Source organism: Variovorax ginsengisoli, from assembly GCF_030486595.1.
GTDB classification, from domain to species: Bacteria; Pseudomonadota; Gammaproteobacteria; order Burkholderiales; family Burkholderiaceae_C; genus Variovorax; species Variovorax ginsengisoli_B.
In genome coordinates, this window is the sequence record NZ_JAUJZH010000004.1 from 94,275 (window position 1) to 110,797 (window position 16,523).

A 16,523-nucleotide genomic window follows, 5' to 3' on the forward strand; every position below is an offset into this window, starting at 1 on the left:
GCGCCCCCGGGAGCGGCGCCTTCAGGCAGCGATCGGCGGCAGGTGGACCCGCGCCACCAGGCCGCTGCGTTCGCTCCGATTGGCCAGCACGATGCGCAGCCCGTTGCGCAGCGCCGCCGCCTGCGCGATCGCCAGCCCCAGCCCGCTGCCGCCGGCCGGGGCGCCGGCGACGCGGTAGAAGCGATCGAAGACGCGCTCGAGCTGATCGGGCGCGATGCCGGGGCCGTCGTCCACCACGTCGACCACCGGCTGGCCGTCGACCGCATGCAGCCGGACGTCGACCACGCCGCCCTCGGCCGCATAGCGCACCGCGTTGTCGATCAGGTTGTCGAAGACGCTGCGCAGATCGGCCGCCGGGGCACTGACCCACGGCGTGACGAGGCCTTCGAAGCCGACATCGACCCGGCGCTGGTCGGCCAGCACCATCAGCTGGCCGACGCTGTCGCGCAACAGCATCGCCAGGTCCACCGGGCCGCGGGCGCCGGCAGCCGGCGCGTCCTGGCGCGACAGACGCAGCAGCTGCTCGATCAGGTGCTGGGCGCGCCGGACGCCGCCCTCGAGCTGGGCGAAGCGCTCGGCGGCGTCGCCGTGTGGCACATGGGCGCGCAGGTTCTCGATCTGCAGGCCGATCGCCGCCATCGGCGTGCGCAGCTCGTGCGCCGCGTCCTGCATGAAGTGGCGCTGGGTCGACAGTGCGCCGCGCAGCCGGCCCAGCAGGCTGTTGAAGGCCGCCACCAGCGGAGCGATCTCCTCCGGCACCCGGGCCACCGGCACGCCGTCGGGGCTGGCCTCGTCCTGCGCCGCCAGGTCGCGGGCGACGATGCGCAGCGAGCGCGAGGCGGCCGAGACGATGGCCCACAGCAGGCCGAGCGTGATCGGCAGCAGGAGCAGGATCGGCAGGCTCTCGAGCAGCGCCCGGCGCACGATCCGGTGGCGCCGGAAGCCGTCGTTCTGCACCACCTGCACCCGCGGCGAGCCGTCGGGCGGCTCGGCCGCCAGCGTGTAGACCCGCCATCCGCCCGTGTCGCCGGGGCCGATTCGGACATCGCCGAAGCCCGGCTGCGGCTGCAGCGGCAGCGCCAGTCCGGCCCAAGAGGTGGCCTGCAAGGTGGCGCCGTCGGCACTCCACACCTGGACCACGAAGGCGCCGCGCTGGACGACGTCGTCGCTGCTCACCGGCTGCAGCGTGGGCAGCCGGTGGTGGGTCGCATGCGACTCGGCCACCAGCCGCATCTGGTCGTCCATGAAGTTGTTCACCAGCCGGCCGTAAGCCACGTAGGAAAGCCACACGGTGGCCGCGATCGCCAGCAGGTGCAGCGCCACCAGCCAGGCCAGCAGCCGGGCGCGCAGCGAGCGCGGGCGCCAGCCCCAGCCCGCGTTCACGCCGGTGCGACCCGCCAGCCGAGCCCGCGCACGTTGCGGATCGCCTCGGCACCCAGCTTGCGCCGCATGCCGTGGATCAGCACGTCGATCGCGTTGCTCGTGACCTCGTCGCCCCAGCCGTAGATGCGGTCCTCGAGCTGCTCGCGCGACAGGATGGCGCCAGGCCGCTCCAGCAGGGCATGCAGCAGCGCGAATTCGCGCGCGGTGAGCGCCTCCCGCACGCCGTTGGCGAGCACATCGCGGGTCGTGAGGTCGAGTTGAAGCGCCGCGGTGCCGATGACCGAATGTGCGGCGCCGTCGCGGCGCCGCACCACGGCGCGCATCCGCGCCAGCAGTTCGCGCAGGGCGAAGGGCTTCAGCAGGTAGTCGTCGGCGCCCAGATCGAGCGTCTGGATCCGGTCGTCGAGCCCGTCGCGGGCGGTCAGCACCAGCACCGGCGTGGCGTCGCCGCGGGAGCGGGCGCGCCGCAGCACCTCGGTGCCGTCCTGCTTCGGCAACCCGAGATCGAGCAGCACGCAGGTGTAGCCGCCATCGGCGAGCGCGCTGTGCGCCAGCAGGCCGTCGCGGACCCAGTCGACCGACCAGCCGGCGCGATCGAGCGCATGCATCAGGCTCGCGCCGATCATTTCGTCGTCTTCGACCAGCAATGCGCGCACGGAATCTCCTTGGAACAGGTTCGACGGCGAGGCTACGCCCGGATTCTTAGCGCTGCCTGAGCAAGCGTTGCGCGAAGCCGACGGCGATCGGTCAGCTGGCGTTCAGATCGCATGCGGACGATGGTTGTTCCCCATTTCACCGCCCGAGGAGGCGTCCGGATGACTTTTTCCCCCAAGACCTTGCTGGCCGCGGCGGGCCTGCTGGCCGCGCTCGGCGCCCAGGCCCAGCAACTGCCGGCCGGCGCGCCTGCCGGCACCACGGTGCAATGCAAGGACGGCAGCTTTGCGTCGCCCGACACCAAGTCTGGCGCCTGCCGCGGACACAGAGGCATCCAGACCTGGTACGGCAAGGCCGATCCGAAACCGGCAGCGGCACCTGCGGCGGCAGCCGCACCCGCAGCCGCTTTCGCGACGGCCGTCAAGCCGGCGGCACGGCCCGATCCGGCGACGATGGCCGCTGCACCCGGCGGCGGCGCCGGCAAGGTCTGGGCCAACGACGAGACCAAGGTCTACCACTGCATGGGCGACCGCTACTACGGCAAGACCAAGAAGGGCGAGTACCTGAGCGAAGCCGAGGCCAAGGCCAAGGGGATGCACGCCTCGCACAACAAGGCCTGCGCGGTCTGAGGCCGCTCGCGCCTGCCCCCCGTGGCTCAGAACCGTTCGTCGGCGCCCAGGTAGCGCCACTGGCCGACCGGCAGGTTGCCCAGCACCACCCGGCCGATGCGAATGCGCTTGAGCCCCACGACCTTGAGCCCGACCAGTTCGCACATGCGGCGGATCTGGCGCTTCTTGCCCTCGGTCAGCACGAAGCGCAGCTGCTCGGGGTTCTGCCAGTCGACCTTGGCCGGCTTCAGCGGCTGGCCGTCGAGGCTCAGGCCGTGGCGCAGCTTCGCGAGCAGTTCGCGCGGAAAGGCGGCCTGCGAGTCTTGCGCCACCGGGCCGTAGGCCACCCGCACCAGGTATTCCTTTTCGATGCCGGAATCCTCGCCGATCAGCTGCCGCGCCACGCGGCCGTCCTGCGTCAGCACCAGCAGGCCGACCGAATCGATGTCGAGCCGGCCGGCCGGCGCCAGGCCGCGCAGCTGCGGCGGCGAAAAGCGGTTGCGGCTCGGATCCTCGCGCCAGTGGGTGCGCGGATTGATCAGCACCACCGCGGGCTCGTGACCGTCCTCGGCTTGCCCGCTGACGTAGCCCATCGGCTTGTGCAGCAGGATCGTCACCTGCTGCTGCTGCTGGTTCTGCGCCTTGCGGTCGACCTCGATGCGGTCGGACGGCAGCACCTTGACGCCCATCTCGGCCACCTGGCCGTTGACCTTGACCCAGCCCTGCGCGATCCAGTCGTCGGCCTCGCGGCGCGAGCACAGGCCCAGCTCGGCCATGCGCTTGTTGAGGCGGGAAGGGGCGGGGGTCTCGGACATCGCGCCCATTGTCCGCGATCCGCGGCGTGCGTTTTTCACGCAAGCGCCGGCTGTTGCAATCACGTCGGCCGCCGCGTGATTTCGTTGCTTTGCGGACGTGCGGGGCCTGCGTACAACCGGTCCATGGGCTGAACAAGGAACCGCACATGGACATCCATGCGATCTCGCTGATCGTCGACGAACCGATCGCCGGTCACTTTTACTGGGTGCTGCAGAAGCAGGAAGGCAGCGACTGTCGCCCGATCGACGCCGCTGCCGGGCCGATGCCGACCTACGGCGCGGCGATGATGGCCGGCATCGAGGCACTGCAGCGGCGCACCGAGGCGCACGGCGATGCCGGGCCGCCCACGATGCATTGACGCGGGCGACCGCAGTCGCGATCCGAGATCTCGGCCATCGCCAATCGCGAGCGCTGCGGCCGGCGGGTTGGGGCACACTCCCGGCGCATGGCGCCGCATCTTCGCGGCGCCCCAACGACGAGACACCCCATGATCCGAAAGCTGCTCACCCTCGCCGCCCTGGCGCTGGCATTCACCGCCGCGCAGGCCCAGCCCTATCCCGCCAAGCCGATCCGCATGATCGTGCCGTTCCCGCCCGGCGGCGGCACCGACATCCTGTCGCGGCTGGTCGCCAACAAGCTGACCGAGGTCAGCAAGTGGACCGTGGTGCCCGACAACCGCGCCGGTGCCGGCGGCACCATCGGCATCGCCGAGGCGGTGCGGGCGGCGCCCTCGGGCTACGAGATGGTGATGGGCCAGAAGGACAACATGGTCGTCGCGCCCTGGCTCTACAAGAACCTGAGCTACGACCCGACCAAGGACCTGGTGGCGGTGGCGCATGTCGCCTACACGCCGGTGGTGATCGTCACCCGCAGCGATTCCAAGTTCAAGACGCTGGCCGATGTCGTCGCGGCGGCGCGCGCGGCGCCCGACTCGATCACCTACGGCTCGCCCGGCAACGGCACCACCATCCACCTGGCCGGCGAGATCTTCAAGAGCGCCGCCAACATCAAGATGCGCCACGTGCCCTACAAGGGCTCGAACGCCGCAATGATGGACGTGCTGGCCGGCAACGTCGACCTCATGGTGTCGTCGCTGCCCTCGGCCATGAGCCAGATCCAGGGCGGCAAGCTGCGCCCCCTGGCCGTGACCTCGGCGCGCCGCAGCAGCTCGCTGCCGGACGTCCCCACGGTGGCCGAACTGGGCTACAAGGGCTTCGACGTCAGCACCTGGTATGGCCTCTTCATGCCGGCCGGCACACCCAAGGACGTGGTCGTGACGGTCAACGCCGAAGTCAACAAGCTGCTGGCCACGCCCGAGATGAAGGCCGCGATCATCGCCCAGGGTGCCGAGCCGCAGGCCATGACGCCGCAGGAACTCGAAACCCTGCTGAAGACCGACTACCAGAAGTGGAAGTCGATCGTCCAGGCCTCCGGCGCAACGATCGAGTAACCCTTCAAGTCAGTCGCGGATATCGGCGACCGGGTTGTTGCCGAAGTCCGGACGCGCCAGGTACTTCAGGATCTTGGCGGCGGCCGACGCCGGGCTGTCGAGCAGGCCGTCGGCCTTGAATTTCTCGAAGCGCACGCGGTCCGGGAACATGTCGGCTTCGGCGCCCCGCAGCGCCACCTGCATGTCGGTGTCGATGATGCCGGGCGCCAGCGAGACGATCCGCGCGCCGTTGGCGGCCGCCTTTTCTTCCAGCGCCACGGCGCGCGAGAAATGGTCCATGCCGGCCTTGGCGGCGCAGTAAGGCGCCTGGCTGCCCATCGCATTTCGCCCCAGGCCGGAGGAGATGTTGAGCACCTTGCGCTCGGCGCGCCAGCCCTTGGTGGCTCCGAGAAAGGCCGAGGCCAGCAGCATCGGCGCCTCGAGGCCGACCCGCAGCGCCTGCGCCAGTTCGCTCGCCACCGCTTCGGACAAGGGGCGCGGACGGCCGACCGTGCCGGCGTTGTTGATCAAGGTCGCGCTGTCGAAGGCGTCGGCCTCGAGCCCCTGCAGCCAAGCGGCGAGCCGCGCCGCACCCGGCACCGGATCGGACAGGTCCAGCTGCCACTGCTCAAGCTCGGCACCGGCCTCGCGGGCGCGTGCGGCGAGCTGCTCGTCGGCTTGGCGGGAGATGCAGAGCAAGCGTTGGCCGGGTTGCAGCAACTGCTCGGCCATGGCGCGGCCCAGGCCGCGAGAAGCGCCAGTGATGATGGTGAGGCGGGAAGAGGTCATGGCGTTTTGGGGAGTTTTCGTGAGCTATGGCGCGCCGGCGCCGCTTGCGCACAGGCCGACCCTTCCTATGGTATCGGCGGCTGACTAGAATCCGCCAGCTTTCACATCGTCCTGGTCATGCCCACCCACTACCAAGCAGCGAGCGAGCCCCTTCACTTCGCCCAGCGCTTCGGTCTGGCCTTCCGTCCGGAGGCATCGATCGTGCGGCCGGGCGAGCAAGGCCTGTTCGTGCGGCGACCCCGTGCCGACGACACGGCCCAGGATTCGCTGGCCCGCTTCCAGATCGCCCCCGGGCGCTGGGGCCTGATCCCGCTGTTCAGCAAGGACGGCCAGGACCTCCACACCCACGAGGCGCGCGGCGAGACCGCCTTTGCCGAGCGCAACTTCTACCAGCCCTGGAAGCGCGGCCATCGCTGCGTGATCCTCGCCGATGCCGTGTTCCAGGACGCCGACATCGACGGCCACACCGTGCGCGTCTCGCGAACCGACGGCCAGCCGCTGGCCCTGGCCGGCCTCTGGAACGGCTGGCGCTCGCCCGCCGGCGAGTGCGTCGAGAGCTTCGCGCTGCTGACTTTCGGCGTCCCGGGACGGCCGGAGCAGCGCCGCACCGCGATCCTGCGCGACGCCTGGATCGACGACTGGCTGCATTGTCCGGTCGAGGAAACCGCGGCCTACCTGCGGCCCTATTCCGACGACAAGCTGGCGCGGCACACGCTGCCGACCGGGTCGGTACGCGCGGCTTAGTCCGCCAGCCGCAGGGCCTCGATCAATCCGGCGATGTTGCCGACCCCCAGCTTCTCGTAGATCACCTGGATCTGGTTGCGCACGGTGGCCGGCGAGCGGGTCAGCGTCTGCGCGATCTCCTTGTGGGTGTCGCCCTTGGCGATCAGCTTGGCGATCGTGAACTCGCGCGCCGTCAGGCCGTCGGCGCGGCAGCGCGGCCGGGCCTTGAGGAACAGCAGCTGCTGCTCGACGCGGGCGTCGACCACCACGGCGCGGCCGCAAAAGCGCTCGCCGTCGCCCTGGAAGTGGCTCGCGAGCGCGGCCGGCAGCCGGCGCTCCTGCCAGTCGTCCCACTCCTCGCCGGCCAGCGCGGCGAAGCGCGCATCCGCGTGGTAGACCACGCCGCGCATGTCGGCGATGGCACTGCCGCGGGGCACCGCATCCTGCTCGGCCGGGCCGAGCCGCTCGAGGTGCATCTTGCGGTTGATCGCCAGCGCCTCCATCACGTGCGGCGCCAGCAGCGCCAGCAGCCCGGTCTCCTCGGGCGTGTAGCCGGCATCGCGCTCGGCGCGGTAGAGCAGGATCCAGTGGGCGAAGCGCGTCGCGGGATCGATCACGGTGGTGGCCAGCATGTTCTCGATCTCGAAGCGCCGCAGCATGTCGCGGATCTCCTGCTGGCGCGGTCGGAGAACCAGGTCTCGAGGTGGAAGCCGCGCGTCGCCCGGGGCTCGGCGAACATGCCCGCCACCGCCGTGTCCAGGTGCTTGACCGACTCATAGGCCGGCAGCATCTCGGGCGACTTGTTATGCAGGTGGACGGTGTGGATGTCGGGCCCGCCGGCCGAGGGCGCGGCCGTGCCCCACAGCGACGAGTCGAACGGAAGCACCCCCTTGATCAGCCCGAGCGCGGCGTCCTGGAATTCGGTGATCGGCAGATCCTGGGCCATGCGGTAGAGCCGCAGGAGCAGTTGGTTGTAGCGTTGCAGTTCGTCGAGTGGGTCCATCGGGGATATCGTTGTCGGGGCCGGGATGCCGCGCCAGCATTCTGCACGCCAGTGCACGGCCCGCCGCCGCTACGCGGCGCCCTTGCCCGCCGTCACGCTGGCGCGCAGCGCCGCCAGGTCGAGCACACGCAGCCCGCCGTATTCGACCCGGATCGCGCCCTGCGCCTGCAGCGCGCGCAGGGCCTCGTTGACCCGCTGGCGCGACAGCCCGATCAGGTAGGCCAGCTCCTGCTGCGTGATGCGCAGCAGCTCTCCGACTCCGGGGAACAGCACCGGGTTGAACAGCGCCGCCAGATTGCGCGCCACGCGCACGTCGGGGTCGTTGAGCCGGTCGGTCTCGCGCGCCGCGATGAACTGCGCCAGGCGCTCGTTGAGTTGGTTCATCACGAAGCGGTTGAAGCCGATCGAGTGATCGAGCAGCCAATGGAAGTCGTCCGCCGGCAATCCCCCCACCACGCTGTGGCGCAAGGCCTGGACGTTGTAGCGGTAGGGCTCGCGCTTGAGCACCGTGCCTTCGCCGAACCAGCCACCCGGCGGCAGTCCGCTGTAGGTCATCGACGTGCCGTCGGCGTTGTCGTTGCTCATCTTGAGCAGGCCGGCGACGACGCCGAACCAGTAGGTCGGCGGGCGGCCGATGCGGCAGACCAGGTCGCCCGGCTCGGCCTCGCCGACCACCACCGCGGCCTCGGCGCGGCGCCGTTCGGCGGGCGTCAGCGCGTCCAGCCACGGGATGCTGGCGAGCTCTTCGGCGCTGGCCGGCCGCACGCGGTCGCGGATCGTTGAGGTGCCAGGGTCGGTGCCGCGCATCGGGAAACTCCGGGGAGTGTTGTCCCTAGGATTGTCGTTCAAACGACAAGTTGGCGTCAAAGTTGGTCCTACAGTCCGCCCATCGTGCAGACCATCCCTCCTACCTTTCCTCGCCTGTTGCTGGGCCATGCGCAGCATCAGCCCGATGCCCCCGCTGTGCGCGAGAAGGATCTCGGCATCTGGCAGAGCTGGTCCTGGGCGGACGTCGCGCGCGAAGTGCGCGAGTTCGCCTGCGGACTGGCGAGCCTGGGCTTCAAGCCCGGCGACAACCTGGCGATCGTCGGCGCCAACCGGCCGCACCTCTACATGGCGGTGATTGCGGCGCAGAGCCTGCGCGGCGTGCCGGTGCCGCTCTACCAGGACGCGGTGGCGGGCGAGATGGTCTTCATGCTCGAGGACGCCGCGGTCGAGTTCGTGGTCGCCGAGGACCAGGAGCAGGTCGACAAGCTGCTCGAATGCCGCGAGATGCGGCCTGCGATCCGCCATATCGTCTACGACGACCCTCGCGGGCTGCGCCACTACGACCAGCCTGGCCTGCTCGGCTACGAGAAGCTGTGCGAACTCGGCCGCGCCTGGGACGCCGCCCATCCCGGATTCTTCGACCAGAGCGTCGCCGCCGGCGAAGCCTCCGACGTGGCCGTGATCCTCTACACCTCGGGCACCACCGGGCGTCCCAAGGGCGTCTGCCAGACGCACGCGAGCTTCATCGCGGCCGGCCGCGGCGGCGTCGAGACCGACCGGCTCGGCCCCGGCGACAACATCATGAGCTACCTGCCGATGGCCTGGGTCGGCGACCATCTGTTCTCGGTCGCGCAGTGGCTGGTCGGCGGCTTCACGCTCAACTGCCCCGAGTCGGCCGAGACCGTGATGAACGACATGCGCGAGATCGGCCCGAGCTACTACTTCGGCCCCCCGCGCACCTTCGAAGGCCTGCTCACCGCCGTGTCGATCCGCATGGAGGACGCGGCGGCGCCCAAGCGCTGGCTGTATGCGAAGTTCATGGCGCTGGCGCGGCGCGTGGGCGCGGACATCTTGAACGGCGCGCCGGTGAGCCTCGGCGACCGGCTGCTGTACAAGCTCGGCGACCTGCTGATCTACGGGCCGCTGCGCAACGTGCTGGGCATGAGCCGCATCCGCGTGGCCTACACCGCCGGCGCGGCGATCGGGCCCGACCTGTTCCGCTTCTACCGCTCGATCGGCGTCAACCTCAAGCAGTTCTACGGCCAGACCGAGACCTGCGCCTATGTCTGCCTGCAGCAGGACGGCAAGGTCAAGCTGCAGACCGTGGGCAGCGCAGCGCCCGGCATCGAGCTCAAGATCGCCGACGACGGCGAGGTGCTGGTGCGCGGCGTGTCGGTGCTGCAGGGCTACTACAAGCGGCCCGACGCCACCGCCGAGGTGCTCGACGCCGACGGCTACTTCCACACCGGCGATGCCGGCGTGCTCGATGCCGAAGGCCACCTGCGCATCATCGACCGGGCCAAGGACGTCGGCCGCATGCTGGGCGGCGCGATGTTCGCGCCCAACTACATCGAGAACAAGCTCAAGTTCTTTCCCCAGATCAAGGAGGCCGTGTGCTTCGGCGACGGCCGCGACGAGGTCTGCGCCTTCGTCAACATCGATTTCGAGGCCGTCGGCAACTGGGCCGAACGGCGCGGCCTGGCCTATGGCGGCTATGTCGACTTGGCGGCCAAGCCCGAGGTGCTGGGGCTGGTGGCCGATTGCATCGCCCAGGTCAACGCCGACCTGGCAACCGAGGAAGGCATGGGCGACACCCAGATCGCGCGCTTCCTGGTGCTGCACAAGGAGCTCGACCCCGACGACGACGAACTCACGCGCACGCGCAAGGTGCGGCGCGGCTTCATCGCCGGCAAGTACGCGGTGCTGATCGACGCGCTGTACGGCGGCAAGACGGAGCAGTTCATCGAGACCCAGGTCAAGTTCGAGGACGGCCGCACGGGCGCGGTCAGCGCGACGCTGAAGATCGTCGATGCCAAGCGGTTTCCACCGCTGAAGGCCGCGGCATGAGCAACGGACGAAAAATCGGCGAGGTCATCCTCGACGTTCAGAACATCTCGCTCAGCTTCGGCGGCGTCAAGGCACTGACCGACATCAGCTTCAACGTCCGCGAGCACGAGGTGCGCGCGATCATCGGGCCCAACGGCGCCGGCAAGAGCTCGATGCTCAACTGCATCAACGGCGTCTACCAGCCGCAGCAGGGCGAGATCACCTTCCGCGGCCAGCATTTCAAGCACATGAACTCGCGCCAGGTGGCCGAGATGGGCGTGGCGCGCACCTTCCAGAACCTGGCCTTGTTCAAGGGCATGAGCGTGCTCGACAACATCATGACCGGGCGCAACCTCAAGATGAAGAGCGGCATCCTGGCGCAGGCGCTGCGCTGGGGGCCCGCGGCGCGCGAGGAGATCGCGCAGCGCGAATTCGTCGAGCGCATCATCGACTTCCTCGAGATCCAGCTGCACCGCAAGACGCCCGTGGGCCGCCTGCCCTACGGCCTGCAGAAGCGGGTCGACCTCGGCCGGGCGCTGGCGATGGAGCCGCAGGTGCTCCTGCTCGACGAGCCGATGGCCGGCATGAACGTCGAAGAGAAGCAGGACATGAGCCGCTTCATCCTCGACGTCAACGACGAGTTCGGCACCACGATCGTGCTGATCGAGCATGACATGGGCGTGGTGATGGACATCTCCGACCGCGTGGTCGTGCTCGACTACGGCAAGAAGATCGGCGACGGCACGCCCGACGAGGTACGCAACAACGAGGACGTGATCCGGGCTTACCTGGGGACTGAACACTGATGGGCTTTTTCCTCGAAACCCTGTTCGGCGGCCTGATGGCCGGCATGCTCTACGCGCTGGTCGCGATCGGCTTCGTGCTGATCTTCAAGGCCTCGGGCGTCTTCAACTTCGCGCAGGGCGCGATGGTGCTGTTCGCGGCACTGACGATGGCGCGCTTCGCCGAATGGATCCCGCGCTGGACCGGCCTCGACAACATGCTGCTGGTCAACCTGCTGGCGGCCTGCGTGGCGGCCGCGGCGATGGTGGTCGTGGCCTGGCTGGTCGAGCGGCTGGTGCTGCGCCACCTGGTCAACCAGGAAGGCATCACGCTGCTGATGGCGACCTTGGGCATCAGCTACTTCCTCGACGGCGCCGGCCAGCTGCTGTTCGGCAGCAGCACCTACAAGATCGACGTCGGCATGCCGAAGGATCCGATGATCGTGCTCGAGAACGTGTTCCAGGGCGGCCTGCTGCTGAGCAAGGAAGACCTCTACGCCGCGGCGATGGCGGCCCTGCTGGTGGTCGCGCTGTCGCTGTTCTTCCAGAAGACCAAGACCGGCCGGGCGCTGCGCGCGGTGGCCGACGACCACCAGGCGGCACAGTCGATCGGCATTCCGCTGGCCCGCATCTGGGTCATCGTCTGGTCGGTCGGCGGCCTGGTCGCGCTGGTGGCCGGGGTCATCTGGGGCTCCAAGCTCGGCGTGCAGTACTCGATCTCGCTGGTGGCGCTCAAGGCCTTCCCGGTGGTGATCCTCGGCGGCCTGACCTCGGTGCCCGGTGCGATCCTCGGCGGCCTGATCATCGGCGTCGGCGAGAAGCTGTCGGAGATCTACCTCGGCCCGATGGTCGGCGGCGGCATCGAGAACTGGTTCGCCTACGTGCTGGCGCTCGCCTTCCTGCTGGTCCGCCCGCAGGGCTTGTTCGGCGACAAGATCATCGACCGCGTCTAGGGCCTCGACACACCATGTTCTACCGCGAAAACGGCCAGTTCAAGACCAGCTACCAGAGCGACCTGCAGATCTTCCCGATCGCGCAGGACCGCATCGCGCTCGCGCTGTTCGCGCTGGTGGCCTTCGTCGCCGTGCCGATGCTGGCCAGCGACTACCTCTTCCGCGCCGTGCTGGTGCCCTTCCTGATCCTGTCGCTGGCGGCCATCGGGCTCAACGTGCTGGTCGGCTACTGCGGCCAGATCTCGCTCGGCACCGGCGCCTTCATGGCGGTCGGCGCCTATGCGGCCTACAACCTGAACGCGCGCATCGAGGGCATGCCGCTGCTGCTGTCGCTGATCGGCGGCGGATTCTGCGCGATGGTCTTCGGCATCCTGTTCGGCATTCCGAGCCTGCGCATCCGCGGCCTCTACCTGGCGGTGGCGACGCTGGCGGCGCAGTTCTTCACCGACTGGTTCACCAACCGGGTGGCCTGGGTCACGAACGGCTCCTCGTCGGGCTCGGTCAGCGTCTCGGCGCTGCAGTTCTTCGGCCTTGCGCTCGATACCCCGGCGCGCAAGTACCTGCTGTGCCTGTCGCTGCTGGTGCTGCTGGGGCTGGCGGCCAAGAACCTGGTGCGCGGCGCGATCGGCCGCGAATGGATGGCGATGCGCGACATGGACGTGGCGGCCGCGGTGATCGGCATCCGGCCGGTCTACGCCAAGCTCAGCGCCTTCGCCGTCAGCTCCTTCATCGTCGGCGTCGCCGGCGCGCTGTGGGGCTTCGTGCACCTGGGGGCCTGGGAGCCGGCCGCCTTCGGCATCGACAAGTCCTTCCAGCTGCTGTTCATGGTGATCATCGGCGGCCTCGGCTCGATCGTCGGCGCGGTGTTCGGCGCCGCCTTCATCGTGCTGCTGCCGCTGTTCCTGAACCTCGTGCCGCACTGGCTCGGGCTGGCGATCTCGACCGGCACCGCGAGCTTCCTCGAACACATGATCTTCGGCGCGCTGATCGTGTTCTTCCTGATCGTCGAGCCGCACGGCCTCGCCGCCCTGTGGGCCACGGCCCGGCAGAAGCTGCGGCTGTGGCCCTTCCCTCACTGACCCGTCCATTCAACAACAGGAGACACAGCATGAAGTTCCAGTCCATCGCTCTCGCGGCGGCCATCGCAGCGGCCGGGCTTTCGTCCGCGATGCTGCCGGTGCCGGCCCGGGCGCAGGCCGCCGGCGAGCAGTTCATCCCGCTCTTGGTCTACCGCACCGGACAGTTCGCGCCGCTCGGCATCCCATGGGCCGACGGCAAGCAGGACTACCTCAAGCTGGTGAACGCGCGCGACGGCGGCGTCAACGGCGTCAAGCTCGCGTACGAGGAATGCGAGACCGCCTACGACGCCGCCAAGGGCGTCGAATGCTACGACCGCCTGAAGGCCAAGGGCTCGGGCGCCTCGGGCTTCGACCCGCAGTCGACCGGCATCACCTTCGCGGTGACCGACAAGGCCTTCAACGACAAGGTCTCGATCGAGACCATGGGCTACGGCCTGTCGCAGTCGGTCGACGGCACGGTGTTCGAATGGAACTTCCCGCTGCTGGGCACCTACTGGACCGCCACCGACGTGATCCTGCAGGACATCGCCAAGAAGGAGAAGGGCAGCCTCAAGGGCAAGAAGATCGCGCTGGTCTACCACGACTCGCCCTATGGCAAGGAGCCGATCCTGCTGCTGCAGAAACTGGCGGCGCAGGACGGCTTCGAGCTGGCGCTGTTCCCGGTCACGCCGCCCGGCGTCGAGCAGAAGTCGACCTGGCTGCAGATCCGCCAGCAGAAGCCCGACTACGTGCTGTTCTGGAGCGCCGGCGTGATGACGCCAGCCGGCATCCGCGAGGCCCAGGCCAGCGGCTTCCCGCGCGAGAAGATGTACTCGGTCTGGTGGGCCGGCTCGGACCACGACGTGAAGGACATCGGCGCCGGCGCCAAGGGCTACAACACGGTCACGATCCACAACAGCGCCTCGCGCGACAAGGTGCACGACGACCTGAAGAAGTTCGTCTACGACAAGGGCCAGGGCACGGCCGCCAACGCCGACGAGATCGGCGTCATGGCGCACACCCGCGGCATGATGATCGCGATGCTGCAGGTCGAAGCCATCCGCGCCGCGCAGGAAAAGTACGGCAAGGGCAAGACGCTGACGCCCGAGCAGGTTCGCTGGGGCTACGAGAACCTCGACCTCTCGGCCGACAAGCTCAAGGCGCTGGGCTTCGGCGAGATCATGCGGCCGATCAAGACCTCGTGCAGCAACCACATGGGCACCGACTGGGCGCGCATCGCGCAGTGGGACGGAGCCAAGTGGCAGGTACAGCCCGACTGGTACCAGGCGCGCAAGGCCAACCTCGACCCGCTGGTCGCGGAGTACTCGGCCAAGTACGCGAAAGACAAGAACATCAAGCCGCGCACTTGCAGCTGAGCGGCCCGACGCAGCACGCCATGGTCAACGTATCCGCGCCCGCGCCGGCAGCCCCGCTGCTGGAGGTCAACGGCATCGAGGTCATCTACAACCACGTGATCCTGGTGCTGAAGGGCGTCTCGCTCACGGTGCCGGAGGGCGGCATCGTGGCGCTGCTGGGCGGCAACGGCGCCGGCAAGACGACCACGCTGCGCGCCGTGTCGAACCTGCTGGCGGGCGAGCGCGGCGCGGTGACCAAGGGCACGATCGAGCTGCGCGGCGAGCGCATCGAGGCACTGTCGCCCGCGGCCCTGGTGAAGCGCGGCCTGATCCAGGTGATGGAGGGCCGCCACTGCTTCGCCCACCTGTCGATCGAGGACAACCTGATGACCGGCGCCTACACCCGCACCGACGGCAAGGCCGCGATCGCGCAGACGCTCGAGAAGGTCTACGCCTACTTCCCGCGCCTGAAGACCCGGCGCGGCTCGCAGGCCGCCTACACCTCGGGCGGCGAGCAGCAGATGTGCGCCATCGGCCGGGCGCTGATGGCCAACCCCAACATGGTGCTGCTCGACGAGCCCTCGATGGGGCTGGCGCCGCAGATCGTCGACGAGGTGTTCGGCATCGTGCGCGACCTGAACGCGAAGGAAGGCGTGACCTTCCTGCTGGCGGAACAGAACACCAACATGGCGCTGCGCTATGCCGACTACGGCTACATCCTGGAGAACGGCCGCATCGTGATGGACGGCGAGGCGAAGAGCCTGCGCGAGAACGAGGACGTCAAGGAGTTCTACCTCGGCGTCGGCGGCGCCGACCGCAAGAGCTTCCGCGACGTGAAGAGCTACAAGCGCAGAAAGCGGTGGTTGGCATGACGGATTTCTACGATGCGCTCGAGGTCCGCGACCCGGCCGAGCGCGAGCGCGACCTGCTGGCGGCGCTGCCCAGGCAGGTCCTGCAGGCCCAGTCCGCGACCGCGGCCTTCGGCCACATCCTCGACGGCGTGAGGCCGGCCGAGATCACGAGCCGCGCGGCGCTGGCGAAGCTGCCCGTGACGCGCAAGTCCGAGCTGCTGGCGCTGCAGAAGGCGCGCCGCGCCAGCGACCCCTTCGGCGGCTTCTCGGCGCTGCGCTTCGGGTCCCGCATGCCGCGCGTGTTCGCCAGCCCCGGCACCATCTACGAGCCCGAGGGCGAGGCGAGCGACTACTGGCGCACGGCGCGGGCGCTGTTCGCGGCCGGCTTTCGCGGCGGCGAACTGGTGCACAACTGCTTCAGCTACCACATGACGCCGGCCGGATCGATCATGGACAGCGGCGCCCGCGCGCTCGGCTGCACCGTGTTCGCCGGCGGCACCGGCCAGACCGAGCAGCAAGTCGAGGCCATCGCCGAATTGCGGCCGACGGGCTACATCGGCACGCCGAGCTTCCTCAGGATCCTGATCGAGAAGGCGGCCGAGAAGAACATCGCGCTCGCCTCGCTGACCAAGGCGCTGGTCTCGGGCGAAGCCTTTCCGCCCAGCCTGCGCGACTGGATGGCCGAGCGCGGCGTGGCCGGCATGCAGTGCTACGCCACCGCCGACCTCGGGCTGATCGCCTACGAGACCTCGGCCCGCGATGGGCTGGTGCTCGACGAGGGCGTGATCGTCGAGATCGTGCGCCCGGGCACCGGGGATCCGGTGCCCGAAGGCGAGGTCGGCGAGGTCGTCGTCACCACCTTCAACCCCGACTATCCGCTGGTCCGCTTCGGCACCGGCGACCTGTCGGCCGTGCTGCCCGGGCACTGCCCCACGGGCCGCACCAACACGCGCATCAGGGGCTGGCTCGGCCGCGCCGACCAGACCACCAAGGTCCGGGGCATGTTCGTGCATCCGAGCCAGGTGGCCGAGATTGCGCGGCGCTTTCCCGAGGTGCAGCGGGCGCGGCTGGTGGTCGAGGGCGAGATGGCCGACGACCGCATGACGCTCCGGCTCGAATGCCCGGCGGCGCCCGAGGGCCTGGCCGAGCGCATCGCCGAGGCGATCCGCGACGTCACCAAGCTGCGCGGCGCGGTCGAACTGATGGCGCCCGGCAGCCTGCCCAACGATGGCAAGGTCATAGAAGACGCACGCAGCTATAAATAGGATGACCCCCCGAAGCGCCTGCGGCGCCTCCCCCTGGGGG

Annotated in this window: 18 protein-coding genes; 11 read left to right on the forward strand and 7 right to left on the reverse strand. The window is 69.3% G+C overall.

Translation table 11 applies throughout. The annotated features are described in order from the left end of the window. Positions 1 to 21: 21 nt before the first annotated feature. Positions 22 to 1,383, reverse strand: coding sequence for a sensor histidine kinase (locus QZH52_RS07245; RefSeq protein ID WP_301806001.1), 1,362 nt, complete (start codon positions 1,381 to 1,383; stop codon positions 22 to 24). Beyond that, positions 1,380 to 2,039, reverse strand: coding sequence for a response regulator (locus QZH52_RS07250; protein ID WP_301806004.1), 660 nt, complete (start codon positions 2,037 to 2,039; stop codon positions 1,380 to 1,382). The genes QZH52_RS07245 and QZH52_RS07250 overlap by 4 nt, the downstream gene beginning before the upstream one ends. Positions 2,040 to 2,198: 159 nt before the next feature. Here QZH52_RS07250 and QZH52_RS07255 point away from each other — a divergent pair, with 159 nt between their 5' ends. Next, a complete protein-coding gene (locus QZH52_RS07255; protein WP_301806008.1) occupies positions 2,199 to 2,666 on the forward strand; it encodes a DUF3761 domain-containing protein in 468 nt (155 codons plus the stop codon). Positions 2,667 to 2,692: 26 nt separating this feature from the next. On the opposite strand, the gene QZH52_RS07260 is transcribed toward QZH52_RS07255, so the two are convergent. Continuing rightward, positions 2,693 to 3,469, reverse strand: a complete 777-nt coding sequence (locus QZH52_RS07260) for a pseudouridine synthase (protein WP_436411550.1) — start codon at positions 3,467 to 3,469, stop codon at positions 2,693 to 2,695. Between the two features lie 137 nt (positions 3,470 to 3,606). Between QZH52_RS07260 and QZH52_RS07265 the strand changes: the two genes are divergently transcribed. Then, on the forward strand, positions 3,607 to 3,819 hold the full coding sequence (locus QZH52_RS07265) for a hypothetical protein (protein ID WP_286522033.1): 213 nt from the start codon (positions 3,607 to 3,609) through the stop codon (positions 3,817 to 3,819). 129 nt (positions 3,820 to 3,948) lie between these two features. Beyond that, positions 3,949 to 4,911, forward strand: coding sequence for a Bug family tripartite tricarboxylate transporter substrate binding protein (locus QZH52_RS07270; protein ID WP_301806013.1), 963 nt, complete (start codon positions 3,949 to 3,951; stop codon positions 4,909 to 4,911). Between the two features lie 9 nt (positions 4,912 to 4,920). Here the strand turns inward: QZH52_RS07270 and QZH52_RS07275 are convergent, their stop codons facing one another. Continuing rightward, on the reverse strand, positions 4,921 to 5,679 hold the full coding sequence (locus tag QZH52_RS07275) for an SDR family NAD(P)-dependent oxidoreductase (protein WP_301806016.1): 759 nt from the start codon (positions 5,677 to 5,679) through the stop codon (positions 4,921 to 4,923). Positions 5,680 to 5,796: 117 nt separating this feature from the next. On the opposite strand from QZH52_RS07275, the gene QZH52_RS07280 reads away from it, so the two are divergent. Beyond that, positions 5,797 to 6,423, forward strand: a complete 627-nt coding sequence (locus QZH52_RS07280; protein WP_301806019.1) for an SOS response-associated peptidase family protein — start codon at positions 5,797 to 5,799, stop codon at positions 6,421 to 6,423. On the opposite strand, the gene QZH52_RS07285 is transcribed toward QZH52_RS07280, so the two are convergent. The 3 genes from QZH52_RS07285 to QZH52_RS07295 all read right to left on the reverse strand — a co-directional run bounded on the left by QZH52_RS07285 (position 6,420) and on the right by QZH52_RS07295 (position 8,212). Next, a complete protein-coding gene (locus QZH52_RS07285) occupies positions 6,420 to 7,061 on the reverse strand; it encodes a helix-turn-helix transcriptional regulator (protein ID WP_301806020.1) in 642 nt (213 codons plus the stop codon). The genes QZH52_RS07280 and QZH52_RS07285 overlap by 4 nt on opposite strands. Then, positions 7,016 to 7,405: a hypothetical protein gene (locus tag QZH52_RS07290; protein WP_301806022.1), complete on the reverse strand. Its 390-nt coding sequence runs from the start codon at positions 7,403 to 7,405 to the stop codon at positions 7,016 to 7,018. Before QZH52_RS07290 ends, QZH52_RS07285 begins: the two co-directional genes overlap by 46 nt. Before the next feature lie 69 nt (positions 7,406 to 7,474). Beyond that, positions 7,475 to 8,212, reverse strand: a complete 738-nt coding sequence (locus QZH52_RS07295; RefSeq protein ID WP_301806024.1) for a Crp/Fnr family transcriptional regulator — start codon at positions 8,210 to 8,212, stop codon at positions 7,475 to 7,477. Between the two features lie 93 nt (positions 8,213 to 8,305). On the opposite strand from QZH52_RS07295, the gene QZH52_RS07300 reads away from it, so the two are divergent. The 7 genes from QZH52_RS07300 to QZH52_RS07330 are packed head-to-tail and all read left to right on the forward strand — an operon-like array spanning position 8,306 to position 16,483. Beyond that, a complete protein-coding gene (locus tag QZH52_RS07300) occupies positions 8,306 to 10,240 on the forward strand; it encodes an AMP-dependent synthetase/ligase (RefSeq protein WP_301806723.1) in 1,935 nt (644 codons plus the stop codon). Beyond that, positions 10,237 to 11,025, forward strand: coding sequence for an ABC transporter ATP-binding protein (locus QZH52_RS07305; protein ID WP_301806025.1), 789 nt, complete (start codon positions 10,237 to 10,239; stop codon positions 11,023 to 11,025). Before QZH52_RS07300 ends, QZH52_RS07305 begins: the two co-directional genes overlap by 4 nt. Beyond that, on the forward strand, positions 11,025 to 11,954 hold the full coding sequence (locus tag QZH52_RS07310; RefSeq protein ID WP_301806027.1) for a branched-chain amino acid ABC transporter permease: 930 nt from the start codon (positions 11,025 to 11,027) through the stop codon (positions 11,952 to 11,954). Before QZH52_RS07305 ends, QZH52_RS07310 begins: the two co-directional genes overlap by 1 nt. A 14-nt stretch (positions 11,955 to 11,968) precedes the next feature. Beyond that, entirely contained in the window at positions 11,969 to 13,033 is a 1,065-nt protein-coding gene (locus QZH52_RS07315) for a branched-chain amino acid ABC transporter permease (RefSeq protein WP_286522025.1), read from the forward strand. 29 nt (positions 13,034 to 13,062) lie between these two features. Further along, the gene (locus tag QZH52_RS07320) at positions 13,063 to 14,388 is read left to right on the forward strand and encodes an ABC transporter substrate-binding protein (protein ID WP_301806028.1); all 1,326 of its coding nucleotides are present in this window, start codon (positions 13,063 to 13,065) and stop codon (positions 14,386 to 14,388) included. A 20-nt stretch (positions 14,389 to 14,408) separates the two neighbouring features. Next, a complete protein-coding gene (locus QZH52_RS07325; protein WP_286534303.1) occupies positions 14,409 to 15,239 on the forward strand; it encodes an ABC transporter ATP-binding protein in 831 nt (276 codons plus the stop codon). Continuing rightward, positions 15,236 to 16,483 (forward strand): phenylacetate--CoA ligase family protein, encoded by a 1,248-nt coding sequence (locus tag QZH52_RS07330; RefSeq protein WP_301806031.1) that lies wholly within the window; start codon positions 15,236 to 15,238, stop codon positions 16,481 to 16,483. The genes QZH52_RS07325 and QZH52_RS07330 overlap by 4 nt, the downstream gene beginning before the upstream one ends. The last annotated feature ends 40 nt before the right edge of the window (positions 16,484 to 16,523 follow it).